This window comes from Desulfobacteraceae bacterium (assembly GCA_022340425.1).
In the GTDB taxonomy this organism is placed as follows: domain Bacteria; phylum Desulfobacterota; class Desulfobacteria; order Desulfobacterales; family JAABRJ01; genus JAABRJ01.
In genome coordinates this window covers 1-22,144 of sequence record JAJDNY010000052.1, presented here as the reverse complement: position 1 = coordinate 22,144, position 22,144 = coordinate 1, and the positions used below count along the sequence as shown (strand labels likewise).

Sequence of the window (22,144 nt, the reverse complement as noted above, 5' to 3'; positions counted from 1 at the left end):
CAAGGAAATTGTTGGGGGCCGACCCTTTTTGGCTTGCCCTGAACAATCGCCCCGCAATTTTATTGACGGTTGCGGGTCTCTCGTATAGTATTTGAGCCTCTGTGGGAGTTGCCCGTTTTTCAAACAATTTTAGCCGGATATACCGTTGGTTAACCGCTTCCGGGGGTGCAGTCCGGCTGCCCTCCTGATCCGCTGGCGGGGGGCGCAAGGCGTCGGCATTTTTTCACGCCGCCGGTTTTACGACCCGCTCCGATACCCCGAATGGATACACCCCATGACCAAATTTTATGGTTTTCTGCTACGATTGATCATGAGCGCCGTTTTGGCGGTGGTGCTGACGCGCACGTTTTACCCCGAATTCCACCTGTCGTTTACCGTCGGTCTGGGGCTTTTTTTCATGGGTATGGCCTATTTCCTGGACTACCTGCGAGGCCGCCCACCCAGATTGTAACAGCTGCGCCCTCCCCCGCCCGCCTGCCCTGGGCCGCGCGGTGTGCTGGCTGCGGTTGGCGCCCGGAACCACCGCATCCCACCGGGGCGGCGGCTTCGTGAGCCCAATCTGGCCACCGCAACATCCCAAGGCCGGGCTTTTTCCGAAAACTCCCATCAGATCAGAGAGGGGAACGTTCGCATTGAAACAGATTATCCTGGGCACCGCGGGACACATCGATCACGGTAAAACCAGCCTGATCAAAGCCCTTACCGGAACCGACACCGACCGCCTCAAAGAGGAGAAGCTGCGGGGCATCACCATCGAGCTGGGGTTCGCATCGCTCGACCTGCCCAGCGGCCAGCACGTGGGGGTCGTCGATGTCCCGGGGCACGAAAAGTTCATCAAGAACATGGTGGCCGGCGCCACCGGCATCGACATCGTGGTGATGGTGATCGCGGCCGACGAGGGGGTGATGCCCCAGACCCGCGAACACATGGAGATCTGCACGCTCCTGGGGATCCGCCACGGCTTCATCGCGCTGACCAAGATCGACATGGTGGACGAGGAGTGGCTGGAACTCGCCCAAGAGGACATCATGGAGTTCGCCGAGGGCACCTTTCTGGAAGGCGCCCCGGTGGTGCCGGTTTCCGCGGTTACGGGCAAGGGGCTGCCGGAATTCATCAAGACCCTGGACGAAATCGCCACAAGGGTGCCCGACCGCTCCTCCACCGGCCTTTTCAGGCTGCCGGCGGACCGGGTCTTCAGCATGAAAGGTTTCGGCACCGTCATCACCGGCACGCTGGTTTCGGGAAGTGTGCGGGTGAGCGAGACCATCATGATCTACCCGTCGATGATCACCTCCAAGGTCCGCGGCATCCAGGTCCACAACGCCAGCGTCAACGAGGCCCGCGCCGGGATGCGCACGGCCATCAACTTTCAAGGTCTGGACAAGGCCGCGGTAAACCGCGGTGACGTGGTTTCCACACCGGGCGCCCTGAAGCCCACCTATATGCTGGACGTGGCGCTGCACTTTCTGGAGAGCAACGAAAAGCCGTTGAAGGCCAGAACCCGGGTGCGTTTTCACGCCGGCACGAGCGAGGTGCTGGGCAACCTCATCCTGTTGGACCGGGACGAGTTGGCCCCCGGCGAGGACACCGTGGCCCAGCTGCGCCTGGACGAACCGGTGACCGGGGTGCGCGACGACCGCTACGTGGTGCGCAGCTACTCCCCGGTGCGCACCATCGGCGGGGGCCACATCGTCAACCCCATCCCCCACAAGCACAAGCGTCTGCGGCCCGAGGTGATCGAAGGCCTGCACCGGATGATGAGCGCCGACCCTGCCGAGGTGCTGGCCTATCTCATCGAGGCCGCCGGCTATGAAGGGGTCTCCTTTGCCGACCTCAAACTGATGACCAACCTCCCCGACAAGCAGCTCAACACCCTATTGCAGGCCCAGCTTTCCGCGCGCGCCGTGATCCAGGTGGACAAGGAAACCCGGCTTTTCATCCACCAGGCGACCTATGAGAAGCTGAAGTCCGAGGCCCTGGGGCAGCTGGAGCGCTACCACCAGAAAAACCCGCTCAAGGCCGGGATGCCCAAGGAGGAGCTCAAATCCAAATTCCCCCGCCTGAGCCCCAAGCTGTTCACCCTGCTGCTGAACCAGATGCTGCGCGACGATGAAATCGCCCAGGCCGAGGAAACCGTGCGGCTGGCGGATCACACGGTTTCACTGGGGATCGACCAGGCCGGCGTCCGCCAGAAACTGCTGGACATCTACATGGAAAGCGATCTTCAGCCCCCCTATTTCAAAGAGATCGCCCAGAGTCTGAACGTCACACCGACCCAGGCGCGCGATGTACTCACCCTGCTAGTGGATGAAGGCACCCTGGTCAAGGTCAAGGAGGATCTCTACTACCACACCCGCAACCTTGAGCGGTTGAAGGAGAGACTGGTGGCCTTCCTCAACCAGGAAGGCGAAATCTCGACCCCGCAGTTCAAGGATATGACTGGCGCCTCCCGTAAATATGTGATACCTTTAATTGAATATTTCGACACCAAGAACGTGACGATTCGAATCGGCGATATCCGCAAGCTCAGAAAAGGGTAACCCGTTTTTTTGCAACGATATTTGGGGGCTCTACGGCCACGCTGAGGGGTAAAATGGATCCATTCAAAAGCTTCGCCGCCAAACGGATTTTTTTGGGCATTCTCATACTGGGGGTGGTGTTGTGGGGTCTGGGAACATTTTTGGGGTCTTTTGAAGCCCCGCCCACCGCAAAACACTCCCAGGGTACTGTTGCAACTGGCGCCGAAACCCTCGGCGATACCACCCGGCCTGACGCCCATGGGCAAACGGCCACCCATGTGACAGCCCCGGCCAAGACCGGACATGAAACCACAGCCGCCAAAAGCCACACTTCGGGGGAAGCCGCCGTAAGTCATGAAGCCCCCCTTGCGCCTGCGGCAAGCGAGAAAAAAATCGCGTCGTCCGCTGAAACCCACACCCCTGCGCCCGCAGTACCTCACGAAACAACCAAAATACCCAAGAGCCTGCCCCCCAAAACGGACCACGATGCAAGCATCAAAGCGGCGGCGCCCCACGGGTTGGGCGCTGCGGACGAGGAAAACGACCTGCCCCCCGGGGTCTTGTTCGTGGATGCCATCATCGCTCCCCTGGACTACGAGCTCAACGATCGTTTTTGGGGCTGGCGGCCCAACGACATCATCAACCTCACCGACAACGTCAACAATTTTCAGCTGGGGGTCCTGGAGGTCACCCGCCGTGCGGTCACAACCCTCACCGAGCGCATCTCGCGCACGGGTTCCACCGCGGCGTTTGACCCGGATCTTGAAAACGCCATGAACTGGCTCATGATCAAGGCCGACGGGTACTGGTTTCCCTCGCCCGAGTCCAAGTACAATGAGGCCCTGGACGATCTGCGGAAATACAGGGCAAAACTGGAAAAGGGCAAGGCCACCTTCTACACCCGCACCGACAACCTGATCCCGCTGTTGGCGGCCTTTGAGGACCTGCTGGGCAGTTGCGATGAAAACCTGGTCAAATTTGAGGAAAAGGGCGGCGATCCGGTGAGCTTTTTCGATGCCGACAACTACTTCTACTACACCCAAGGGGTAGCCAGCGCCATGGCGGTCATGCTGGAGGCGATTCACGAGGAGTACCTCAGAACCATGGAAGCCCGACGCGCCACCGAAATCCTGCACCACGCTATCGAATGGTGCCACTATGCCACCAAAATAAAACCTTGGATCATCACCGACAGCAAGCTGGACGGGATCCTGTCCAACCACCGCGCCAACCTGGCGGCCCCCATCAGCCACGCCCGCTTCTACCTCGGGGTGCTGGTCAAGACCCTGTCCACCTGAGCCCGGCGGCCGCCGGAGCTCACCATCGGGCAGCTGAGCAAGCGCAGTTGCCCGTTTTGTTTGGAGGGTGACCGCCAAAAAGTCCACCCGTCTGACCGCCCCTGCCTTGGTATGGCCGCGCATGCTGCCGGCCTCGCAGCGCACCGGAGGCTGCGCGCCCTGCGGTCACAAAAGGGAAACGAACTGCTCCGCGATGCTGTCCAGCAGCAGCATACCGCGCGGGGTCAGAGCGCAACGCCGGGGGCCGGGGACTGCCAGCCCGGCCTGGGCAAGCCGGCTCAAAAGCGCAGCGAAGTGTTTTTCAAACGGGGGAGAATAAGCCTTGTTGTAGCGGGCAAGATCGATCCCCGCATTGGTGCGCAACCCCGTGTAGATCGCCTCGATTTGCCGTTGAAGAGGACTCAGGGTCTCCCGACCGGCCACGGGCTGCCGTCCCGCCGCCACAGCGCCCAGGTAGCGCCTGAGGCTGCGGTGGTTCCAGCAGCGCTGCCGGCCGACAAACGAATGGGCAGCGGGCCCCAGACCGATGTAGGGGGCGCCGGACCAGTATTTCTGATTGTGCCGGGAGCGCCAGCGCTGGGCGGTCTTTTCTTGGGAACGCGCGAAATTGGAGACCTCGTATTGCGCGTAGCCATGGGACGCCAGAAAGGCGACCGCCAGTTCGTAGAGCCGGCTTATCGCCTCCGCGGTTGCCGGCCGGAGCTTGCCTTCTTGACGGCGCCGGTCCAGGGGGGTCCCCGGTTCAAAGCTCAGCATGTAGCAGGAGATGTGGGCGACTTCCAAGGCTGCCGCCTGTTCCAGGTCGGCGCGCCAGTTCTCCCAAGACTGGCCGGGAATACCGAAGATAAGATCCAGGCCGACGTTTTCGAAGCCCGCGGCGCGTGCCCACTTTACGGCCTGGCGCGCCGCCGCGGCGCCGTGCAGCCGGCCGAGCCACGCCAGATGGTCATCCTGGAAGGACTGAACACCGATCTGAAGCCGGTTGACCCCCGCTTGCAGGTAGCCTGCCAGCCCTTCGGGGGTCAGGCTGCAGGGGTTGGCCTCGAGGGTGATCTCCACATCTTCGCGCCAGGCAAACGCTTCTTGGGCGGCCGCTAAAACCGCCGCCACCTCCGCGGGCGCAAGCAGCGAGGGCGTGCCGCCGCCGATGTAAAGTGAGTCGAAGATCAGCCCGCGGGCCGCAACCAGTTTCATCTCCCGGCGCAGGGCGCCCAGGTAATCAGCCCGCCGGGAAAGATCGGTTACCGAGTAGAAGTCGCAGTAGGCACATTTCTGCAGGCAAAAGGGGACATGGACATAGAGGCCGGCTGGCTGGATCGACCCGGCCGGCAGCCGCGGCGCGGTTGCGGACATCAGCGCCTCCCGTTGCAGACCGTCCGCTCGGCGGTTCTCCTTGCGGACGCCCCCATCTTGACTATCATTCCGGATTATAATAGGTTGCAAACCCACTGGTGACACGCGCGCAACAGGGACCCCAGATGGACCTTCCGCCTCGCCACATCCAGGCCGCCGGCTGGCGGATTCGCATCCGGCAGCTGCCATCCGCCCCCGGAAACGCCAAAGCCCCGCTGGTCTTTCTCCACGAAGGTTTGGGATGCATCGAAATGTGGCGGGATTTCCCCCAGCGCCTTTGCGCCTTGACGGGCAGGGCCGGGCTGCTCTATGACCGCCGCGGTTATGGCAGCTCAGATACTTTAAGCGGGCGTTGGCCCTACGATTACCTGGTTCAGGAGGCCGGCATTTTTCTGCCGGAAGTCCTGGATGTCTGCGGCATCGATCGCGCCGTTCTGGTGGGACACAGTGACGGCGGTTCCATCGCCTTGCTGACGGCGGCCTTGCACCGCAGCCGGGTTTGCGCGGCGGTCACCGAGGCCGCCCACGTGCTGGTGGAGGAGGTCACCCTGGCGGGAATTCGCCGCACCGTGGCGGCCTACGCAAGCACCGACTTGAAAACCCGCCTGGCCTTTTATCACGGGGACAATACCGAGAGCGTCTTTCGCCGTTGGGCCGACACCTGGCTGGCGGCGGATTTTCAACCGTGGAATATCGAGGTCTATCTGCCCCGGGTGACCTGCCCGCTGTTGATTCTTCAAGGACGCGATGATGAATACGCCACCGCGGATCAGGTAAGGCGCATCGCCGCCGGCGTCTCGGGCCCCACGAAGGTGGCCCTGCTGCCCGACTGTGGGCACATACCCCACTTCCAGGCAACCGAAGCGGCTCTGGCCGAAATGGTGCCCTTCATCCAAAACCTGGAGTGCTGAAAACCGGGCTGACGGCCGCCTGCCCCCTCTTGCGCCATGAAAGACATCGACCTCAACGCCCTCTTACACCGCCTCCAGGAAAACGAGGAAATCGCCCGTAAATTTGCGGCCGTCGAAACCGCCATCCTTTCCATTCTGAAATTCCGCGATCTCTTCGAGGTCCTGCTGACCGAAATCCGCGAACGCTTCAAGATTCCCTACGTCTGGATCTCAATGATCGAAAACAGCGACCTGCAGAGCCTGATTTCCTCCCTGGCAAGCTCGGAAATGTTGCGGGAGCGCATGAGCGTCATCGACCGCCAGAGCTTCCGCGATCTGGTGGGTAGCACCATGACCCCGGTGCTGGTCAATGAAAACCTCAAGCCCTATTTCAAGCTCCTGCCGCGGAAGAAAAAGTATTTTATCAAATCCATGGCCATGGCCCCGCTTTCCTTGGACGGGGAGATCATCGGCAGCCTCAACCAGGCGGATTTCTCGCCCGAGCGGTTTTCACCGGGAATCGACACCAGCCTCCTGGAGCAACTGGCCGTTAAGGTTTCCCTGTGCCTGTCGAATGTGACCGCCCATGAAAAGCTCCGCTACATGGCCTTTCACGACCCGCTTACCGGTCTTCTCAACCGTCGCGTGATGGAAACGGTTTTGCAGCGCGAATTCAACCGCGCCCGCCGCTACAAGAGCCCCCTGTCGGTGGTCTTCATCGACCTGAACGATTTCAAGGCGGTCAACGACACCTATGGCCACGACTGCGGCGATGACATGCTGCAGTTTCTGGGAAGCAACCTGGTCAAAATGAGTCGCGATTCGGACGTGGTGGCCCGCTTCGCCGGGGACGAGTTCGTCCTGATCCTGCCGGAGACCACGGCCGAAAACGCCGAGCATCTGATGGGGCGCGTCTGCACCTATCTGAAGGATACGCCGCTGAAAGTGGGCCCAAAAAAGATCACCTGCACCATCAGCTACGGCGTGGCCTGCACCCGCGACCCGCTTTTGCGGGACCCGGCCGCCCTTCTGAAGGCCGCCGACGAGCGGCTCTACGAGGCGAAAGCGCGCCTTAAGGCGACCCCCAAAAAACGCCGCAAAAACGAACGGCCGCCCTGAAAAGGGCGTTTTTCAGCAGCCGGTGGAACGAAAAAAAGGCCCTGCCGGCACAAAGTGCGGCAGAGCCTTGGGAACGCGTCCTGAAGACCCGGAAAGGAATAATTGCAAGCGGAAAGCGCGCTTGAACGCCCCCTGACCGGCCGCCCCCTACTTTTCGGTTGCGCCCGGCTTCGGATCGGTTTCCGGGGCGGCCTCACCGGCGCCCTCTTCAGCGACCGGCTCGGCGGCCGGCGCCACTGAAACCGCAGGCGTTTCGGGTTTGGCTGCGGCCTCAGGCGCCTCCTCGGGTTTCTCGGCGGTTTTCGGCTTTTCAGGTGCCGGCGGCATTTTTTTCTTCTTGGGCCTTTTGCCGGCCCCTTCGCCCACCAGTTCTACCAGGGAGATCAGGGCCGCATCGCCGGGTCTGCGGCCGATTTTGACGACCCGCGTATACCCCCCGGCCAGCGCCCCGAAGCGCGCCTGGGCGGTTTCAAAGAGTTGATGCACGACGTTTTTTTCGCGCACGATGGCCATGGCCTGGCGGCGCGCATGCAGATCACCGCGCTTGGCCAGGGTGACGATGTGGTCGGCCCACCGTTTGAGCTCCTTGGCCTTGACATCGGTGGTGCGGATGCGATCGTGCTTCAGCAGCGAGGTCACCATGTTGCGGAACATGGCATCCCGGTGGCTGCTGCTACGGCCCAACTTGACGCCTGCTTTTTGATGTCTCATCGGATAATCTACTCCCCTTCCTCCGCCTCTTCCTCGGGAGGCATGAACCCATCGAGCTTCATTCCCAGAGAAAGGCCCATTTCACTCAAGACTTCCTTAATCTCGTTGAGGGATTTACGACCGAAATTTTTGGTCTTGAGCATTTCGTTTTCGGTTTTCTGCACCAGTTGAAAGATCTTGAGAATGTTGGCGTTCTTCAGGCAATTGGCACTGCGAACGGAAAGCTCGAGTTCTTCGACGCTGCGGTATAGGTTTTCGTTGAACTGCGGTTCGGAACCGCGATCGGCGCCTCTGTCCTTGTCCGGTTCGGCCTCTTCATCAAAGTTGATGAAGGTGGTCATCTGGTCTTTGAGAATTTTGGCGGCATAGGCCACCGCATCCTCGGGCTGCACGCTGCCGTCTGTCCAGACCTCCAGGGTCAGCTTGTCATAATCGGTGCGCTGCCCCACGCGTGCGTTGCCCACCACGTAGTTGACCCGTTTGATGGGCGAAAAGACGGCATCGATGGCGATGGTGCCCACCGGGTCGTCTTCGTCCTTGTTGTTTTCGGCCAGGGAGTAGCCCTTGCCGACCTTGACCGTCATGGTCATGTTCAGCTCGGCCTCCGAGGTGAGGGTGGCTATGTGCTGCTCGGGGTTGAGCACGGCAACCCGGCCGTCGCCGCTGGCGATGTCGCCGGCGGTCACCGGGCCTTCGCCCTTGCGAACGATGGTCACGGTTTTCGGCTCGGAGTCGGAGACTTTGAGTCTGACCTGCTTCAGGTTGAGGATGATCTCCGAGACATCTTCGAGGACCCCGGGGACGACGCTGAATTCGTGCATCACGCCTTCGAATTTGACCGAGGTGATGGCAGCGCCGTAAAGGGACGAGAGGATAATCCGCCGCAGGGCATTGCCGCAGGTAATCCCGAAACCCCTTTCAAGGGGCTCGCAGACAAACTTGCCGTAAGACGCTGTGCTCTCGGAGTGAAGCCGATCCGGCCTGATCATCCCGCGCCAGTTCATATGCATGAGTCCGTTAGATGACATTTCAAATTCTCCAGTTATTTTTCAGAAAATATCTCATCGTAACCGGGATTGGTCACCCGAAAACAGACGTGCGTCTCTAGATATGATCTGATGAAGCGGCTAGTCCAGGTTACTTGGAGTAAAGCTCGACGATGAGCTGTTCCTGGATCGGCATGGTCAGATCTTCCCGAACCGGAAGGTTCTTGACCGTACCTTTCAGGTTTTCTTTTTCCAGTTCCAACCACTGGGGAACCCCCCTCCGGACCACCGCAGCGAGGGAGTCTGAAATGGACTGAATGTTACGGCTTTTTTCCTTGACCTCGACGACGTCGCCCGCCTTCACCTGATAGGAGGGAATATTGACCTTCTGCCCGTTGACCAGCAGATGGTTGTGCTTCACCAGCTGGCGCCCCTGGGAGCGGGAATTGACGAAACCCAGGCGGTAGGCCACGTTGTCCAGACGGGTTTCCAACTGCACCAACAAGTTGGTGCCGGTGATCTCCTTTTTGCGCTCGGCCCGCTCGAAAAACAGTCGGAACTGTTTTTCAGTCAACCCATACATCCTTTTGACTTTTTGTTTTTCGCGGAGTTGCACACCGTAATCCGAGGTTTTGCCCCGACGCCGCTGCCCGTGCTGGCCGGGCGGATAACTGCGCCGGTCAAAAGCGCACTTGTCCGAATAACAACGATCACCCTTCAAAAAAAGCTTCAAATTCTCACGTCTGCAGATGCGGCAAACCGAGCCTGTATATCGCGCCAAGTCTTCCTCCTTCTTTGTTCAACAGCAGGCGGCGGCTGACACCATGGAGAGCGGCCGAAAACCGGCCGCTTCTCGCCTCCCCGCCCCCAGCGCCAAAAGATATTTTGGGGGTCCCTTAGACTCTCCGACGTTTCGGCGGACGGCACCCGTTGTGGGGGATTGGCGTCACGTCTTTGATCATCAGAACGTTGAAGCCGGCTGCCTGCAGCGACCGCAGGGCCGACTCGCGTCCGGAGCCCGGCCCCTTGACGTAAACTTCAACGTTTTTCATCCCGTGTTCCATGGCCTTGCGGACAGCGTCCTGGGCGGCCATCTGAGCGGCGAAGGGGGTGCTTTTGCGGGACCCCTTGAACCCCTGGGCGCCCGAACTGGACCAGGCCACAACGTTTCCGGCCGGGTCGGTGATGGAAACGATGGTATTGTTGAAGGTCGATTGTATATGGACAACCCCGGTGGGGATGTTCTTTTTTTCTTTTTTCTTAACTCGGGTTCTTTTCGCCATGAGATTGGTTCCTGTGGGTTAGATGATTATTTCTTCTTGGCTGCGCCCTTTTTCTTGACCGCCGAACGCCGCGGGCCTTTGCGCGTCCGGGCGTTTGTGCTGGTGCGCTGGCCATGGACCGGCAGGGATTTGCGGTGCCGCAGGCCGCGGTAGCAGCCCAGGTCCATCAGGCGCTTGATGTTCATCGAGACATCGGTTCTCAGTTCCCCTTCCACCTTGAAGCCGTCGATGAGCTTGCGAATGTCATTGGCTTCGGACTCCGTCAAATCATCGGTTTTTGTGTCGGGGTGAATATTCAACTTTTCCAGGATCTGTTTCGAGGTCGTCCGACCGATCCCGTAGATGTAAGTCAACCCAATCTCAACCCGCTTGTTTTTAGGCAAATCTACGCCCGCAATTCTTGCCAAAGCCGCTCCTCCTCTATCCCTGACGCTGTTTGTGGCGTTTGTTCTCGCAGATGATTCTAACTACGCCATTTCTGCGAACAATTTTACACTTGCTGCAAATTTTCTTTACGGATGATCTGACTTTCATGGATCGCTTCCTTTTACAATCGGGTTCATCGCCGGTCAAAGGGGGCCGGCGCAAAGATCGATCGGTTAAAATGGCTGCCGTTATTTGGATCGGTAGGTGATCCGGCCACGGGTCAAATCGTAGGGGGACAGTTCCACATTCACGGTGTCGCCCGGCAGGATTTTAATAAAATGCATGCGCATCTTACCGGAGATGTGCGCCAGTATCCGGTGGCCATTTTCAAGTTCGACCTTGAACATGGCATTCGGCAGCGTTTCGACCACCTTGCCCTGGACCTTGATCGGTTCTTCTTTCGCCATTGATTCCTCTTCGCGATCAGTAACTATATTCCGCCAGGCGGCCAAAAACCGCAGTAAATTTGATGAACCGGTAAAGCCACAATATAGACGGTTTCGAAAAAAGCGCCAAGTTCAAGGCGCGCAAATCACGAGAAGTGAGGCGCACTACTGTTAGCCGCAGCGACTTCGAGATGCAGCGCAACGCAGAAATTGGCCTTTTTGCGGAACCGTCAAATTTAACGCCCCCCACGTCCGCGAATCCCGCCTTTCTTGAGAAATCCCTCGTAATGGCGGCTGAGCATGTGGGACTCCATCTGGGCCACCGTATCGATGGCGACCCCGACAACGATCAAGAGGGCCGTGCCGCCGAAATAAAACGGCACGTTGAATTTCTGAATCAGAAAAGAGGGCAACACACACACGGCCGACACATAGATCGCGCCGCCCAAGGTGATGCGGGTAAGAACCTTGTCGATATAGTCCGCCGTGCGCTTGCCGGGGCGAATCCCGGGAATGTACCCGCCGTATTTTTTCATGTTGTCGGCGACGTCAACCGGGTTGAAGGTCACCGCCGTGTAAAAGTAGCAGAAAAAGAAGATAAAACCAACATATATCAAATTATAGATCAGATTCCCGGGGTGCATCGCGTCGGCCACGGTCTTCATCCAGGGTACGTTGATGAAGCTGGCGATCGTGGCCGGGAACATGATGATCGAGGAGGCGAAGATCGGCGGAATAACCCCGGAGGTGTTGATCTTGAGAGGCAGGTGGGTGCTTTGGCCGCCGTACATCCGCCGGCCGACAACCCGCTTGGCGTACTGTACCGGGATCCGGCGCTGCCCCTGCTCCACGAAAACGATCGCCCCGACCACCACCACCATCATGATCAGCAGGAGAATGACCAGAAAAATCCCCATCTCACCGGTGGACACCAGCCGAAAGGTGTTGCCGGTGGCAGACGGGATGCCGGCCACAATCCCGGCGAATATGATCAAAGAAATCCCGTTGCCGATGCCGCGCTCGGTGATCTGCTCCCCCAGCCACATGATGAAAGCCGTTCCGGCCGTGAGGGTCATGACCGTCATCAGCCGGAAGCCCCAACCAGGGCTAATCACCACCGAGGCGCCGCCCGGGGCGGCCATGGTCTCAAGCCCGATGCTGATGCCGAAGCCCTGGATGATGCTCAGCACCACGGTGCCGTAGCGGGTGTACTGGGTGATCTTTTTGCGCCCGGCCTGGCCCTCCTTGGAAAGCCGCTCGAGATGCGGAATCACCACGGTCAGCAGCTGCAATATAATCGAGGCGCTGATGTAGGGCATGATCCCCAGGGCGAAAACGGAAAGCCGCTCCAGGGCGCCGCCGGAGAACATGTCGAAAAGGCCCAGCAGGGTCCCCTGGGCCCTTTCGAAAAAAGACGCCAGCGCCACCGCATCGATACCGGGGGTCGGGACGTGGACGCCGATCCGATAAACCAAGAGGAGCCCAAGGGTGTATAAAATCCGTTTCTTGAGCTCCGGTATCTTGAAGATCGACTGGAAGCCGGACCCGACCATATCAGTTTACCTCGACCTTACCACCGGCAGCGGTAATTTTGTCCGTGGCGCCTTGGCTTACCTTGCTGAGCTTGATGGTCAGCGGAAAGTCGATATCGCCCGCCCCGAGCAGCTTGATGCCGTCGCTTTTGCCTTTGACCAGCCCGCTTTTGTAGACCGCCATCTCATCCACGATGCTGCCGCGCTCGAATTTGGTCAGATCGCGCACGTTGATGACGGCGAAATTTTTCTTGAAAATATTGGTAAATCCCTTTTTGGGGAGTCGGCGGTGAATGGGCATCTGCCCACCTTCGAAGCCGGGGCGAACCCCGCCGCCGCTGCGGCTTTTCTGCCCCTTGGTGCCACGGCCGGCGGTTTTACCCGATCCCGATCCGACGCCTCGGCCCAGTCGCTTGCGCGCCTTGCGGGAACCTTCGGCAGGGGAAAGTTCGGAAAGCTTCATTGTATCTCCTCGACTTTGACCAGGTGCGGTATATGATTGACCATGCCACGGATGGACGGCGTGTCTTCCAGTTCGACCGATTTGTTCATTTTTCGCAGGCCGAGCCCGCGAACGATCCTGCGATGCTTTTCGGGTCGGCCGACCACGCTTCGGACCAGTGTAACCTTTATCTTAGCAGCCATTTCCTCTATTCCTCATGCCAGCTCTTCGACGCTTTTGCCGCGGCGGGCTGCGACCTGTTCCCGGCTTTGAATTTGCTGCAGGCCGGCGATGGTGGCTTTGACAACGTTGTGCGGGTTGTGGGAACCTAAACACTTGGTCAGGATGTTCTGAACCCCGACGGCCTCGAGCACCGCCCGCACCGCGCCACCGGCGATGACCCCGGTACCCGCGGCAGCGGGTTTGAGCATCACCCGACCGGCGCCGAACTTTCCGACGACCTCGCACGGGATCGTGCCGTCGATCAGCGGAACCGGAATCATGTTCTTCTTGGCTTTTTCAACACCCTTGCGAATTGCTTCGGGAACCTCACCGGCCTTGCCCAAACCGTATCCGACCTTGCCCTCGCCGTCGCCCACAACCACGATGGCGCTGAAGCTGAATCTGCGACCGCCCTTGACGACCTTGGCCACCCGGCTGATGTGGACCACCTTGTCGATAAACTGATTTTCATCTGTATCTTGCTTGAACAAGGGTATTCCTCCTTAGGTTAAAAATCCAGCCCGCCCTCACGGGCGCCATCCGATACAGCCTTGACGCGGCCGTGGTACAGAAAGCCGTTGCGGTCAAAGACAACGCTTTTGATGTTCTGGTCCAGCGCGCGCTGGGCCACCAGTTTTCCGACAAGAGCGGCGCGGCTGGTCTTGCCCTTGAGCTCAGTGTTTTCGCCGATCTCTTTTTCGAGACTGGAGGCGGCCACCAGGGTTCGGCCGGCAACGTCGTCGATGATCTGGGCGTATATGTGCTTGGCGCTGCGAAACACGCTCAGCCGCGGGTGTTCGGGTGTGCCGCTGATGCGTTTGCGGATTCTGGCCTTTCTCTTCAGCCGTGCTTTTCGTTTTTTGTCCAACGCTCCCATTTCGCTTTTCCCCGTTTCTCTTCAGAACCGTCTACGATCTCGCCCGCACCTATTTGGTGCCAGTTTTGCCGGCTTTGCGCTGAATGAACTCCTCGGCATACTTGATCCCTTTGCCCTTGTAGGGTTCCGGGGGCCTGAGGCGCCGGATGGAGGCAGCCGCCTGTCCCAGCAACTCCTTGTCGATGCCGGAGAGCTTGATGATGGTGTTGCGGTCGACGGTGGCGGAAACGCCCGCAGGCAGTTCGAAATCAATGGGATGTGAGAATCCCAGGTTAAGAACGATGCTGTTGCCCTTGACTTCCGCCCGATAGCCGATCCCATTGATCTCCAGCACGCGCTCGAAACCCTGGTGGGTCCCGTGCACCATATTGGCCACCAGGCTGCGGGTCAAGCCCTGCAGAGCCTGGTTGGTGCGGCTGTCTTCAGCCATCACGACATGCAGATTGCCGCCCGCGACCTCAAGCTTCATGGCCGGATGCACCGTCCGGGTGAGGGTGCCCTTGGCGCCCTTGACGGTGACCGTCTGGTCGGTGAAAGTGACGTCGACTTTTTCGGGAATCGGAATCGGTTTTTTGCCCACTCGTGACATGAATTGCTCCTCTGTTCTTTGCCACCGGCCTTGATTGCCGGCGCCGCCACACGCTGCGGCTTCCATCGCTCCGGTTGGCGGCCTGCGCGCGGCTGCGGGCCCATGTGGACGGCGCGCGTGATTTTCAAAAGGACACAGCCCGGAATTTCAGGCCGCCAACGCGTTTTACCAGACGTTGCAGAGAATCTCGCCGCCCAGATGTTCCCGCCGGGCCTGTTTGTCGCTCATCACCCCTTTGGAGGTGGACAGGATGCGCATACCCAGACCGTTTAGCATCGGTTTGACCTCCGTGCTCTTGGCATAGGTGCGCCGGCTCGGTTTACTGACCCGCTCGATGCCGTAAATGGCGTGGACGCCCTCGTCGGTGTATTTGAGGTAAACCCGAAGTATTCCCTGTTTGTTGTCTTTGATGACCTTGTAGTTTCGGATATAGCCTTCGTCTTTCAGAATCCTGGCCATTTCAATCTTCAAATTGGAGCCGGGGATATCGACGCTGTTGAATTTCGCCCTTCCGGCGTTTCGGATGCGGGTCAACATGTCCGCAACTGTATCGCTCGATGCCATTGTGTTCTCCGTTTACCTGCTTGGGTTTGATTTGTCTTGATAGGCTCGCAAGCGCCGGCCGGGTGTCTACCAGCTGGATTTAACAACACCCGGCAGCTGCCCCTCGGAGGCAAGGTTTCGAAAGCAGATACGGCAAATTCCGAATTTCCTGATGTATGCGCGTGGGCGGCCGCACATCGGGCAGCGGTTGTAGGCCCGCACTTTGAATTTCGGCTTCGCCTGGGACTTGTTCATTAATGCTTTTTTTGCCAAAATTTCCTCCTTGAAACCCCTTCATCAGCCCTTGGCGGCCGGGGGCGGCGCACTGTGCTGCAGAGACTAGTTTTTAAACGGCATACCCATCAACTTGAGGAGTTCCTTGCCCTCCTGGTCGCTCTTGGCGCTGGTGACGATGGAAACGTTCAAGCCGTTGATCTTGTCGATTTTATCGTAATCGATTTCCGGGAAGATGATCTGCTCGCGAATGCCCAGGGAATAATTGCCGCGGCCGTCGAAGGCCTTGCCGGAGATCCCGCGAAAATCACGGACGCGGGGCAGGGCGATATTGACGAGTTTGCTCATGAAGTCGTACATCCGATCGCGCCGAAGGGTCACCATGCAGCCGATGGGCATACCTTCCCGGAGCTTGAAGGCGGCGATGGACTTTTTTGCGCGGGTGATGACCGGCTTTTGGCCGGAGATCAGGGCCAGCTCCTCCACCGCCGAGTCCAGCAGCTTCATGTTATGGATGGCTTCCCCCATCCCGACGTTCAGCACGATTTTCACCAGCCGCGGGACCTGCATGGGGTTCTTGAGCTTCAAGGTCTCCATGAGCTGCGGGACCATTTCTTTTTGGTATGTTTCTTTCAACTGCGACATGCTCTTCCTCCGAAACCCGATCCAGAAAAAAGACGTTAGGCGTCGATGATCTCCCCGCATTTAACGCACGCACGAACTTTTTTACCGTCTTCGAGGGTTTTCATTCTGATCCGCGACGGTTTCACGCACTTGTTGCACATCAGCATCACGTTGGACCATTGAATCGGGGCCTCTTTTTCAAGTATGCCGCCCTGACGGTTCTGGGCGCTGGGTTTGACGTGGTGCTTCAAAAGGTTGATGTTCTCCACCAGGACGCGCTGCTTGTCCTTGTTGACGCGCAAAACCTTGCCGATTTTTCCCTTGTCCTTGCCGGCAATGACCTTCACTTTATCGTCTTTTTTCAATCGACATTTTTCCATGATGTTAACCTGCTTCTCCCACGGGCCCGGTCGGCTTAAATGACTTCCGGGGCCAGCGAAATGATTTTCATGTAGCGCTTGGCCCTGAGCTCTCTTGCCACCGGTCCAAAGATACGGGTTCCAATCGGCTCTTTTTGGGCATTGACCAGAACGGCCGAATTGTCGTCGAATCGGATGAAGGATCCGTCGTTGCGGCGAATCTCTTTCTTGGTGCGGACCACGACCGCTTTGAGGACGTCCCCCTTTTTGACTTTGGCGTTGGGGATCGCCTCCTTGACCGAAACGACGATGATGTCGCCAATGCTCGCATATCTTCTTCGGGAGCCGCCCAAGACCTTGATGCAACTCAGCACCTTGGCCCCGGAATTGTCCGCTACCGTTAGTCTCGTTTCCGCCTGAATCATTTTTTTATCCCTTCGACCTAAACGGCTTTCTCAACGATTTTGCTGACACGCCATCTTTTGGTCCTGCTCAGCGGGCGGGATTCGGTAATGACGACCTTGTCTCCGGTCTGGCAGGAATTGGCCTCGTCGTGAGCAGCAAACTTGGTCCGCCGACGGATGAATTTTTTGTAGAGCCGATGCTTTACCAATCTCTCGACCAGGACGACCACAGTTTTATCCATTTTATCGCTGACAACCTTGCCGACCAGCTGTCTTTTCAATCCTCGGTTTTTCATGGCAGCCACTATTCTTTTATTTATTTTGTTCAATAATGATCGTCTTCAGCCGTGCGATATCGCGCCGGGTCTGTTTCAGCTTGGCGGAGTTTTCAAGCTGGCCGCTTTCGCTCTGAAACCGAAGGGTAAACAGGGTCTCCTTCAGCTCGGAAAGCCGGCGGAACTGCTCCTCCTGGCTCATATCCCTAATCTCGGACGCTTTCATTAGACGTCGCTCCTCTGGATGAATCTTGTTTTGACCGGCAGCTTGTGCGAGGCCAGGCGCAGCGCCTCCTTGGCCAGTTCGGGGGTAACGCCCGTCATCTCGTAGAGAATCCGCCCGGGGCGAATCACCGCCACCCATCCCTCAGGGGCGCCCTTGCCCTTGCCCATGCGGACTTCGGCCGGTTTTTTGGTGAAGGGTTTGTCCGGGAAAATCCGAATCCAGAGTTTTCCACCGCGCTTGACGTGGCGTGTCATGGCAATACGGGCAGCCTCAATCTGTTTTGAACTGATTTTGCCGCATTCCACCGCCTGGAGACCGAATTCCCCAAAATTGAGGTCACTCCCGCGGTAGGCCGTGCCCCTCATCCGACCTTTCTGCTGTTTACGAAACTTGACTTTTTTGGGAATCAACATTTCCTTGATCTCCTGTCACAGGCTTAAACTTGGACGGCGCCCTGTTCTCGTGCGGATGCCGCGGACCATTTCGGCTGCCGCCGTCTGCAACGTGGGGCAACCGCGTCCGGCGACGGGCGGAGGGCTCAGCGGCCTTCCGGTTCTGGCTGGTCCTTCTTGAGGATCTCCCCCTTGAAGATGAAAACCTTCACACCGATGGCGCCGTAGGTGGTGCGCGCTTCCGTAAAGCCGTAATCGATGTCCGCCCGCAGGGTGTGCAGCGGTACCCGTCCTTCACGATACCACTCGGTGCGAGCCATTTCAGCGCCGCCAAGGCGCCCGGCGCAGATGATTTTGACCCCCTGGGCACCGAAGCGCATGGCCGAGGTCACCCCCCGTTTCATGGCCCGGCGAAAGGCCACCCGACGCTCCATCTGCATGGCGACGTTTTCGGCCACCAGCTGGGCGTCGATCTCGGGTTTGCGCACCTCCTGGATATCAATCAGCACTTCCTGGGCGGTGTATTTCTGCAGCTCCTTTTTCAACAGCTCGATTTCGGAGCCCTTTTTACCAATCACGATTCCCGGCCTGGCCGTAAAGATGCGGAGTCGGACCCTTTTGGTAGAGCGCTCGATTTCAATCTTGGAAACACCCGCGTGGTGAAGCCGTTTCTTCAGGAATTTACGGATGTTGAAATCTTCCAGGATGTAATCGGCATACCGCTTGCCGCCATACCATCTCGAATCCCAGGTCTTGATAATCCCCAATCTCAAACCGATTGGATTAACTTTCTGGCCCAAGCTCCTTACCTCCTTCTTTACGCCGTTTCTTCGGCTAAAATGACCGTGATGTGACTGGTTCGCTTGAGAATCCGGGCGCCTCGCCCCCGCGCCCGCGCCCGAAAACGCTTCAGGCTCGGTCCCTGATCGACGATGATGTTGCGAATCACCAGCGCGTCGACATCCATACCGCCGGTCTGGTCGGCATTGGCCACGGCGGAGCGCATCGTTTTTTCGACGATCCCGGCGGCTTTCTGGGGCATGAACTTCAGGATGTTCAGGCCCGCCTCAACCGGTTTGCCCTTCACGGCACCCACGAGCTTTCGGACCTTCAAAGGAGAAATCCGAACGTATTTTGCAATTGCTCTAGCCTCCATGCCAGTAATTCCCTTTTCTGATATTTTCGGGCGAAAATGCGGCCCTTATTTTTTGACTCTGGACTTTTTGTCCCCAGCGTGGCCATAGAACGTGCGCGTCGGGGAGAATTCGCCCAATTTGTGCCCCACCATGTTTTCGGTCACGAAAACCGGAACGAATTTTTTCCCGTTGTGAACAGCCAGGGTGATCCCCACCATCTCGGGGATGATGGTGGAGCGCCGCGACCAGGTCTTGATCACCTTGTTGCTGCGGGTTTGCTGGGAGATCGTGACTTTCTGCATGAGTTTCGGCTCAATATAGGGGCCTTTTTTTAGCGACCTTGGCATGATGTCTCCTAAAACTTATTTTTTCGTGCGCTTTTTAACGATGTAGCGGTCACTGCGCTTGTTGGTGCGTGTCCGGTGGCCCTTGGATTTCTGGCCCCAGGGGGAGCAGGGGTGTCTGCCGCCGGAGGAACGGCCCTCGCCGCCCCCCATGGGGTGGTCCACCGGGTTCATGGCCACGCCGCGCACTTTGGGCCGCCAGCCGAGCCAGCGCTTGCGGCCCGCTTTGCCCAGGGCGATATTGCCGTGCTCGGTATTGCTGACCTGGCCGATGGTAGCCTTGCATTTCAGCAGGACCATGCGCACCTCACCGGAGGGCAGCTTCACCAGGGCATAACGGTCTTCCTTGGCCACCAGCTGGGCGAAGGTGCCCGCGCTGCGGACGATCTGCCCGCCCTTGCCAAGCTTGAGCTCGATATTGTGGATCTGGGTGCCCAGCGGGATGTTGCTCAACGGCAGCGTGTTGCCGGGCTTAATATCGGCCTCGGGCCCCGCCATCACCGTTTCGCCCACCGCGAGCTTGAGCGGCGCCAGGATGTAGCGCTTCTCACCGTCCCGATAGTGCAGCAGGGCGATTCGCGCCGAACGGTTGGGGTCGTATTCAATGGCGGCGACCTTGGCGGGAATGCCGATCTTGTCGCGCTTGAAATCGATCACCCGGTAGTGGCGCTTGTGCCCGCCGCCGCGGTGGCGCGCGGTGATCCGGCCATTTACGTTGCGCCCGCCTGATTTTTTGGCGCTTCGCAGCAAGCCCTTTTCAGGTGTGGTTTTGGTGATTTCATCAAATGGGGCGTATTCTTGAAACCGCCGTCCAGGTGATGTGGGTTTAACTTTCTTGACAGCCATTGCTCATTTCCTCGCTCTATACCCCTTCAAAAAAGTCGATTCGTTCCCCGGGCATCAGCTTGACGATCGCCTTCTTCCAATCCTTGCGCTTGCCCATGATCCGGCCGCGCTGTTTGCGCTTGCCCTTGACCTGAATGGTGCGGACCTGGGCCACCTTGACGTTGAAGAGGGTTTCGACGGCGTTGCCGATTTCGATGCGATTGGCGCGCCGGTCGACTTCGAAGGAGAATTGATTGTAATTCTCCTTTTGCTTGTTCGTTTTTTCGGTGTCAAGGGGGCGCTTGACGATATCGTAAGGATTCATGCGAGCCTCCTTTCGATGCCCTGGATGGAAGGCTCGAGCAGCACCAGCGTGGCGCAGTTGAGCACGTCGTAAACGTTGAGCCCCTCACAGCGCAAGACCTTGACCGACGGCACGTTTCTGGAGGAAAGCTCCAAATTCGGGTTTTCAGCGTCGGTGACGATCAGGGTTTTGCCGAGGTTGAGGCCCTTCAGCACTTCCACGAATCTTTTGGTTTTAATCTCCTCGAGATCGAACTGATCCAACACCACCAGTTGCTTTTCCTGGCACTTGCTGCTCAACGCCATTTTAAGGGCCAGCTTGCGGACCTTTTTGGGTACCTTGTAGCTGTAAGACCGCGGATTGGGACCGAAAATGGACCCGCCACCTTTCAGCAAGGGCGATTTGATGTCGCCGCGGCGCGCGCGACCGGTGCCCTTCTGCTTGAAAAGTTTGCGCCCGCTGCCGACAACATCGCTGCGATGTTTGACCCCGGCTGTCCCGGCCCGGCGGTTGGCCAGCTGCATGGTGACCACGTCGTGCAACACCGAGGACTTGACGGGGACATCGAAGATGCTGTCCGCGAGGTCAACCGTGGAGACCTTTTCACCACTTGTATTGAGAACATCTAAGACAGGCATGCTATACCTCATTTCAAACCACTGGCATTTCCGGGAATCCCTTCGGGCTCAGCCGGCCTCCCGCCCCCCCTGCTGCCAACGATCTTTAAGGACGTGTTTTCGTTTTCTGGATTTCAATAATTCCGGACTTGGCTCCCGGCACGGCGCCTTTCAGCAGAATCAGGTTTTGCTCCGGCCGGATATCGACGATCTCAAGATTCTTGACGGTCTTGCGCTCGACGCCGTAATGCCCCGGCAATCTTTTGCCTTTGACCACCTTGGAAGGCCAGGCGCTGCAGCCGATGGAACCGGGAATCCGCTTGCTGTGGCAGCCATGGGTCTGGCCGCCGCCGCCGAAACCGTGGCGTTTCATGACGCCGGCAAATCCGCGGCCCTTTGAGAGCCCCGCCACATGGACCTTTTCGCCGATCGCGAAAAGGTCGGTGCTGATCGCCTGACCCAGCTTGAACTCATCGGGTTTTTCCACCGAAAACTCCCTCAAAACCCGGAAGCACTGCCCCCCGGCCTTCTGGAAATGCCCTTGCAGCGGCCTGTTGGTGCGGCTCTGGCGCTTCTCCTCGAAAGCCAGCTGGAGCGCGTTGTAGCCGTCGGTGGTTTCGGTTTTGATCTGGGTTACAACGCAGGGGCCCGTCTGGACCACCGTCACGGGCACAAAATTGCCTTCGGCATCGAAGACGCCCGTCATCCCAATTTTTTTGCCTAACAGTCCTCTACACATGGCGATAAAGCCCCTATCCTACAGTTTAATCTCGACATCAACCCCTGGGGAGAGATCCAGCTTCATCAGCGCATCCACAGTCTGCTGCGTCGGCTCGAGAATGTCCAGCAGCCGCTTATGGGTCCGCATTTCGAACTGCTCGCGCGACTTTTTGTCGACATGCGGTGAGCGCAGCACGCAAAACTTGTTGATCCGCGTGGGCAGGGGGATCGGCCCCACGACCTTGGCGCCTGTTTTTTGGGCCGTGTCGACGATATCGGTGGCCGACTGGTCGAGGAGCTTGTGATCGTAGGCTCTCAACCTGATCCTGATTTTCGTGTTCATGATCATGATAACAACCGCCTTTTTTATTCGAAGATTTCGGCGACCACGCCGGCGCCGACCGTCCGGCCGCCTTCACGGATCGCAAACCGCAGCTCTTTTTCCATGGCGATCGGCGTGATCAGCTCAGCTGAAATCGTCACGTTGTCCCCCGGCATCACCATCTCC

At 58.5% G+C, this 22,144-nt stretch carries 36 protein-coding genes; 5 read left to right on the top strand and 31 right to left on the bottom strand.

Features of this window, described 5'->3' with window-relative positions:
* The first annotated feature begins 274 nt into the window (after window positions 1–274).
* The 3 genes from LJE63_04820 (at window position 275) to LJE63_04810 (ending at window position 3,817) form a co-directional block, all read left to right on the top strand.
* Window positions 275–451, top strand: coding sequence for a hypothetical protein (locus LJE63_04820; GenBank protein MCG6905927.1), 177 nt, complete (start codon window positions 275–277; stop codon window positions 449–451).
* Window positions 452–632: 181 nt separating this feature from the next.
* Entirely contained in the window at window positions 633–2,540 is a 1,908-nt protein-coding gene (gene selB / locus LJE63_04815; protein ID MCG6905926.1) for a selenocysteine-specific translation elongation factor, read from the top strand.
* Window positions 2,541–2,593: 53 nt separating this feature from the next.
* Window positions 2,594–3,817 (top strand): DUF2333 family protein, encoded by a 1,224-nt coding sequence (locus tag LJE63_04810; GenBank protein ID MCG6905925.1) that lies wholly within the window; start codon window positions 2,594–2,596, stop codon window positions 3,815–3,817.
* Window positions 3,818–3,982: 165 nt separating this feature from the next.
* Here the strand turns inward: LJE63_04810 and hemW are convergent, their stop codons facing one another.
* Window positions 3,983–5,170, bottom strand: coding sequence for a radical SAM family heme chaperone HemW (gene hemW, locus LJE63_04805; protein MCG6905924.1), 1,188 nt, complete (start codon window positions 5,168–5,170; stop codon window positions 3,983–3,985).
* Between the two features lie 125 nt (window positions 5,171–5,295).
* Between hemW and LJE63_04800 the strand changes: the two genes are divergently transcribed.
* Window positions 5,296–6,081, top strand: coding sequence for an alpha/beta hydrolase (locus LJE63_04800; GenBank protein MCG6905923.1), 786 nt, complete (start codon window positions 5,296–5,298; stop codon window positions 6,079–6,081).
* 36 nt (window positions 6,082–6,117) lie between these two features.
* On the top strand, window positions 6,118–7,179 hold the full coding sequence (locus LJE63_04795; protein ID MCG6905922.1) for a sensor domain-containing diguanylate cyclase: 1,062 nt from the start codon (window positions 6,118–6,120) through the stop codon (window positions 7,177–7,179).
* Between the two features lie 147 nt (window positions 7,180–7,326).
* Here the strand turns inward: LJE63_04795 and rplQ are convergent, their stop codons facing one another.
* The 30 genes from rplQ to tuf all read right to left on the bottom strand — a co-directional run.
* A complete protein-coding gene (gene rplQ, locus LJE63_04790) occupies window positions 7,327–7,890 on the bottom strand; it encodes a 50S ribosomal protein L17 (protein MCG6905921.1) in 564 nt (187 codons plus the stop codon).
* Window positions 7,891–7,898: 8 nt separating this feature from the next.
* Complete coding sequence (locus tag LJE63_04785) at window positions 7,899–8,894, bottom strand: DNA-directed RNA polymerase subunit alpha (protein MCG6905920.1); 996 nt, start codon at window positions 8,892–8,894, stop codon at window positions 7,899–7,901.
* A gap of 133 nt (window positions 8,895–9,027) precedes the next feature.
* Window positions 9,028–9,657: a 30S ribosomal protein S4 gene (gene rpsD / locus LJE63_04780; GenBank protein MCG6905919.1), complete on the bottom strand. Its 630-nt coding sequence runs from the start codon at window positions 9,655–9,657 to the stop codon at window positions 9,028–9,030.
* Window positions 9,658–9,772: 115 nt separating this feature from the next.
* Complete coding sequence (gene rpsK / locus LJE63_04775) at window positions 9,773–10,159, bottom strand: 30S ribosomal protein S11 (protein MCG6905918.1); 387 nt, start codon at window positions 10,157–10,159, stop codon at window positions 9,773–9,775.
* Between the two features lie 26 nt (window positions 10,160–10,185).
* Complete coding sequence (gene rpsM / locus LJE63_04770; protein MCG6905917.1) at window positions 10,186–10,566, bottom strand: 30S ribosomal protein S13; 381 nt, start codon at window positions 10,564–10,566, stop codon at window positions 10,186–10,188.
* Window positions 10,567–10,579: 13 nt separating this feature from the next.
* On the bottom strand, window positions 10,580–10,693 hold the full coding sequence (gene rpmJ, locus LJE63_04765; protein ID MCG6905916.1) for a 50S ribosomal protein L36: 114 nt from the start codon (window positions 10,691–10,693) through the stop codon (window positions 10,580–10,582).
* A gap of 80 nt (window positions 10,694–10,773) precedes the next feature.
* The gene (gene infA / locus LJE63_04760) at window positions 10,774–10,992 is read right to left on the bottom strand and encodes a translation initiation factor IF-1 (GenBank protein MCG6905915.1); all 219 of its coding nucleotides are present in this window, start codon (window positions 10,990–10,992) and stop codon (window positions 10,774–10,776) included.
* Between the two features lie 215 nt (window positions 10,993–11,207).
* Window positions 11,208–12,524 (bottom strand): preprotein translocase subunit SecY, encoded by a 1,317-nt coding sequence (gene secY / locus LJE63_04755; protein MCG6905914.1) that lies wholly within the window; start codon window positions 12,522–12,524, stop codon window positions 11,208–11,210.
* Between the two features lies 1 nt (window position 12,525).
* Window positions 12,526–12,966 (bottom strand): 50S ribosomal protein L15, encoded by a 441-nt coding sequence (gene rplO / locus LJE63_04750; protein ID MCG6905913.1) that lies wholly within the window; start codon window positions 12,964–12,966, stop codon window positions 12,526–12,528.
* On the bottom strand, window positions 12,963–13,148 hold the full coding sequence (gene rpmD / locus LJE63_04745) for a 50S ribosomal protein L30 (protein MCG6905912.1): 186 nt from the start codon (window positions 13,146–13,148) through the stop codon (window positions 12,963–12,965). Before rpmD ends, rplO begins: the two co-directional genes overlap by 4 nt.
* Before the next feature lie 12 nt (window positions 13,149–13,160).
* Window positions 13,161–13,658, bottom strand: coding sequence for a 30S ribosomal protein S5 (gene rpsE, locus LJE63_04740; GenBank protein MCG6905911.1), 498 nt, complete (start codon window positions 13,656–13,658; stop codon window positions 13,161–13,163).
* Window positions 13,659–13,675: 17 nt separating this feature from the next.
* Window positions 13,676–14,044 carry a 50S ribosomal protein L18 gene (gene rplR / locus LJE63_04735; protein MCG6905910.1) on the bottom strand — a complete coding sequence of 123 codons (369 nt, stop codon included), beginning with the start codon at window positions 14,042–14,044 and terminating at the stop codon, window positions 13,676–13,678.
* A 49-nt stretch (window positions 14,045–14,093) separates the two neighbouring features.
* The gene (rplF, locus tag LJE63_04730) at window positions 14,094–14,633 is read right to left on the bottom strand and encodes a 50S ribosomal protein L6 (GenBank protein ID MCG6905909.1); all 540 of its coding nucleotides are present in this window, start codon (window positions 14,631–14,633) and stop codon (window positions 14,094–14,096) included.
* A 165-nt stretch (window positions 14,634–14,798) separates the two neighbouring features.
* Window positions 14,799–15,197: a 30S ribosomal protein S8 gene (rpsH, locus tag LJE63_04725; GenBank protein ID MCG6905908.1), complete on the bottom strand. Its 399-nt coding sequence runs from the start codon at window positions 15,195–15,197 to the stop codon at window positions 14,799–14,801.
* Window positions 15,198–15,263: 66 nt separating this feature from the next.
* The gene (locus LJE63_04720; protein MCG6905907.1) at window positions 15,264–15,449 is read right to left on the bottom strand and encodes a type Z 30S ribosomal protein S14; all 186 of its coding nucleotides are present in this window, start codon (window positions 15,447–15,449) and stop codon (window positions 15,264–15,266) included.
* A 66-nt stretch (window positions 15,450–15,515) separates the two neighbouring features.
* Entirely contained in the window at window positions 15,516–16,055 is a 540-nt protein-coding gene (rplE, locus tag LJE63_04715; protein ID MCG6905906.1) for a 50S ribosomal protein L5, read from the bottom strand.
* A 35-nt stretch (window positions 16,056–16,090) separates the two neighbouring features.
* Entirely contained in the window at window positions 16,091–16,414 is a 324-nt protein-coding gene (rplX, locus tag LJE63_04710) for a 50S ribosomal protein L24 (GenBank protein MCG6905905.1), read from the bottom strand.
* A gap of 35 nt (window positions 16,415–16,449) precedes the next feature.
* Window positions 16,450–16,818 carry a 50S ribosomal protein L14 gene (gene rplN, locus LJE63_04705; GenBank protein MCG6905904.1) on the bottom strand — a complete coding sequence of 123 codons (369 nt, stop codon included), beginning with the start codon at window positions 16,816–16,818 and terminating at the stop codon, window positions 16,450–16,452.
* Between the two features lie 17 nt (window positions 16,819–16,835).
* The gene (gene rpsQ / locus LJE63_04700; protein MCG6905903.1) at window positions 16,836–17,093 is read right to left on the bottom strand and encodes a 30S ribosomal protein S17; all 258 of its coding nucleotides are present in this window, start codon (window positions 17,091–17,093) and stop codon (window positions 16,836–16,838) included.
* Window positions 17,094–17,109: 16 nt separating this feature from the next.
* Entirely contained in the window at window positions 17,110–17,298 is a 189-nt protein-coding gene (gene rpmC, locus LJE63_04695) for a 50S ribosomal protein L29 (GenBank protein ID MCG6905902.1), read from the bottom strand.
* Complete coding sequence (rplP, locus tag LJE63_04690; GenBank protein ID MCG6905901.1) at window positions 17,298–17,711, bottom strand: 50S ribosomal protein L16; 414 nt, start codon at window positions 17,709–17,711, stop codon at window positions 17,298–17,300. The genes rpmC and rplP overlap by 1 nt, the downstream gene beginning before the upstream one ends.
* 125 nt (window positions 17,712–17,836) lie before the next feature.
* The gene (gene rpsC, locus LJE63_04685) at window positions 17,837–18,490 is read right to left on the bottom strand and encodes a 30S ribosomal protein S3 (GenBank protein ID MCG6905900.1); all 654 of its coding nucleotides are present in this window, start codon (window positions 18,488–18,490) and stop codon (window positions 17,837–17,839) included.
* A gap of 17 nt (window positions 18,491–18,507) precedes the next feature.
* Window positions 18,508–18,846 carry a 50S ribosomal protein L22 gene (gene rplV, locus LJE63_04680; protein MCG6905899.1) on the bottom strand — a complete coding sequence of 113 codons (339 nt, stop codon included), beginning with the start codon at window positions 18,844–18,846 and terminating at the stop codon, window positions 18,508–18,510.
* Between the two features lie 45 nt (window positions 18,847–18,891).
* The gene (rpsS, locus tag LJE63_04675) at window positions 18,892–19,173 is read right to left on the bottom strand and encodes a 30S ribosomal protein S19 (GenBank protein ID MCG6905898.1); all 282 of its coding nucleotides are present in this window, start codon (window positions 19,171–19,173) and stop codon (window positions 18,892–18,894) included.
* A gap of 15 nt (window positions 19,174–19,188) precedes the next feature.
* The gene (rplB, locus tag LJE63_04670) at window positions 19,189–20,016 is read right to left on the bottom strand and encodes a 50S ribosomal protein L2 (GenBank protein MCG6905897.1); all 828 of its coding nucleotides are present in this window, start codon (window positions 20,014–20,016) and stop codon (window positions 19,189–19,191) included.
* A gap of 16 nt (window positions 20,017–20,032) precedes the next feature.
* Complete coding sequence (rplW, locus tag LJE63_04665) at window positions 20,033–20,320, bottom strand: 50S ribosomal protein L23 (protein ID MCG6905896.1); 288 nt, start codon at window positions 20,318–20,320, stop codon at window positions 20,033–20,035.
* Window positions 20,317–20,937 carry a 50S ribosomal protein L4 gene (gene rplD / locus LJE63_04660; GenBank protein MCG6905895.1) on the bottom strand — a complete coding sequence of 207 codons (621 nt, stop codon included), beginning with the start codon at window positions 20,935–20,937 and terminating at the stop codon, window positions 20,317–20,319. Before rplD ends, rplW begins: the two co-directional genes overlap by 4 nt.
* Window positions 20,938–21,022: 85 nt before the next feature.
* The gene (gene rplC, locus LJE63_04655; GenBank protein ID MCG6905894.1) at window positions 21,023–21,655 is read right to left on the bottom strand and encodes a 50S ribosomal protein L3; all 633 of its coding nucleotides are present in this window, start codon (window positions 21,653–21,655) and stop codon (window positions 21,023–21,025) included.
* An 18-nt stretch (window positions 21,656–21,673) separates the two neighbouring features.
* Window positions 21,674–21,985 (bottom strand): 30S ribosomal protein S10, encoded by a 312-nt coding sequence (gene rpsJ, locus LJE63_04650; GenBank protein ID MCG6905893.1) that lies wholly within the window; start codon window positions 21,983–21,985, stop codon window positions 21,674–21,676.
* A 17-nt stretch (window positions 21,986–22,002) separates the two neighbouring features.
* Window positions 22,003–22,144 (bottom strand): elongation factor Tu (tuf, locus tag LJE63_04645; GenBank protein MCG6905892.1); only part of this gene is annotated, 142 nt, incomplete at its 5' end.

Coding starts and splice junctions, on each gene's coding strand:
- LJE63_04820 (MCG6905927.1), top strand. CDS start 275: ATGACCAAATTTTATGGTTTTCTGCTACGATTGATCATGAGCGCCGTT.
- LJE63_04810 (MCG6905925.1), top strand. CDS start 2,594: ATGGATCCATTCAAAAGCTTCGCCGCCAAACGGATTTTTTTGGGCATT.
- hemW (MCG6905924.1), bottom strand. CDS start 5,170: ATGTCCGCAACCGCGCCGCGGCTGCCGGCCGGGTCGATCCAGCCAGCC.
- LJE63_04800 (MCG6905923.1), top strand. CDS start 5,296: ATGGACCTTCCGCCTCGCCACATCCAGGCCGCCGGCTGGCGGATTCGC.
- LJE63_04795 (MCG6905922.1), top strand. CDS start 6,118: ATGAAAGACATCGACCTCAACGCCCTCTTACACCGCCTCCAGGAAAAC.
- rplQ (MCG6905921.1), bottom strand. CDS start 7,890: ATGAGACATCAAAAAGCAGGCGTCAAGTTGGGCCGTAGCAGCAGCCAC.
- LJE63_04785 (MCG6905920.1), bottom strand. CDS start 8,894: ATGAACTGGCGCGGGATGATCAGGCCGGATCGGCTTCACTCCGAGAGC.
- rpsK (MCG6905918.1), bottom strand. CDS start 10,159: ATGGCGAAAAGAACCCGAGTTAAGAAAAAAGAAAAAAAGAACATCCCC.
- rpmJ (MCG6905916.1), bottom strand. CDS start 10,693: ATGAAAGTCAGATCATCCGTAAAGAAAATTTGCAGCAAGTGTAAAATT.
- infA (MCG6905915.1), bottom strand. CDS start 10,992: ATGGCGAAAGAAGAACCGATCAAGGTCCAGGGCAAGGTGGTCGAAACG.
- secY (MCG6905914.1), bottom strand. CDS start 12,524: ATGGTCGGGTCCGGCTTCCAGTCGATCTTCAAGATACCGGAGCTCAAG.
- rplO (MCG6905913.1), bottom strand. CDS start 12,966: ATGAAGCTTTCCGAACTTTCCCCTGCCGAAGGTTCCCGCAAGGCGCGC.
- rpmD (MCG6905912.1), bottom strand. CDS start 13,148: ATGGCTGCTAAGATAAAGGTTACACTGGTCCGAAGCGTGGTCGGCCGA.
- rplR (MCG6905910.1), bottom strand. CDS start 14,044: ATGGGAGCGTTGGACAAAAAACGAAAAGCACGGCTGAAGAGAAAGGCC.
- rplF (MCG6905909.1), bottom strand. CDS start 14,633: ATGTCACGAGTGGGCAAAAAACCGATTCCGATTCCCGAAAAAGTCGAC.
- rpsH (MCG6905908.1), bottom strand. CDS start 15,197: ATGGCATCGAGCGATACAGTTGCGGACATGTTGACCCGCATCCGAAAC.
- rplE (MCG6905906.1), bottom strand. CDS start 16,055: ATGTCGCAGTTGAAAGAAACATACCAAAAAGAAATGGTCCCGCAGCTC.
- rplX (MCG6905905.1), bottom strand. CDS start 16,414: ATGGAAAAATGTCGATTGAAAAAAGACGATAAAGTGAAGGTCATTGCC.
- rplN (MCG6905904.1), bottom strand. CDS start 16,818: ATGATTCAGGCGGAAACGAGACTAACGGTAGCGGACAATTCCGGGGCC.
- rpsQ (MCG6905903.1), bottom strand. CDS start 17,093: ATGAAAAACCGAGGATTGAAAAGACAGCTGGTCGGCAAGGTTGTCAGC.
- rpmC (MCG6905902.1), bottom strand. CDS start 17,298: ATGAAAGCGTCCGAGATTAGGGATATGAGCCAGGAGGAGCAGTTCCGC.
- rplP (MCG6905901.1), bottom strand. CDS start 17,711: ATGTTGATTCCCAAAAAAGTCAAGTTTCGTAAACAGCAGAAAGGTCGG.
- rplV (MCG6905899.1), bottom strand. CDS start 18,846: ATGGAGGCTAGAGCAATTGCAAAATACGTTCGGATTTCTCCTTTGAAG.
- rpsS (MCG6905898.1), bottom strand. CDS start 19,173: ATGCCAAGGTCGCTAAAAAAAGGCCCCTATATTGAGCCGAAACTCATG.
- rplB (MCG6905897.1), bottom strand. CDS start 20,016: ATGGCTGTCAAGAAAGTTAAACCCACATCACCTGGACGGCGGTTTCAA.
- rplW (MCG6905896.1), bottom strand. CDS start 20,320: ATGAATCCTTACGATATCGTCAAGCGCCCCCTTGACACCGAAAAAACG.
- rplD (MCG6905895.1), bottom strand. CDS start 20,937: ATGCCTGTCTTAGATGTTCTCAATACAAGTGGTGAAAAGGTCTCCACG.
- rplC (MCG6905894.1), bottom strand. CDS start 21,655: ATGTGTAGAGGACTGTTAGGCAAAAAAATTGGGATGACGGGCGTCTTC.
- rpsJ (MCG6905893.1), bottom strand. CDS start 21,985: ATGATCATGAACACGAAAATCAGGATCAGGTTGAGAGCCTACGATCAC.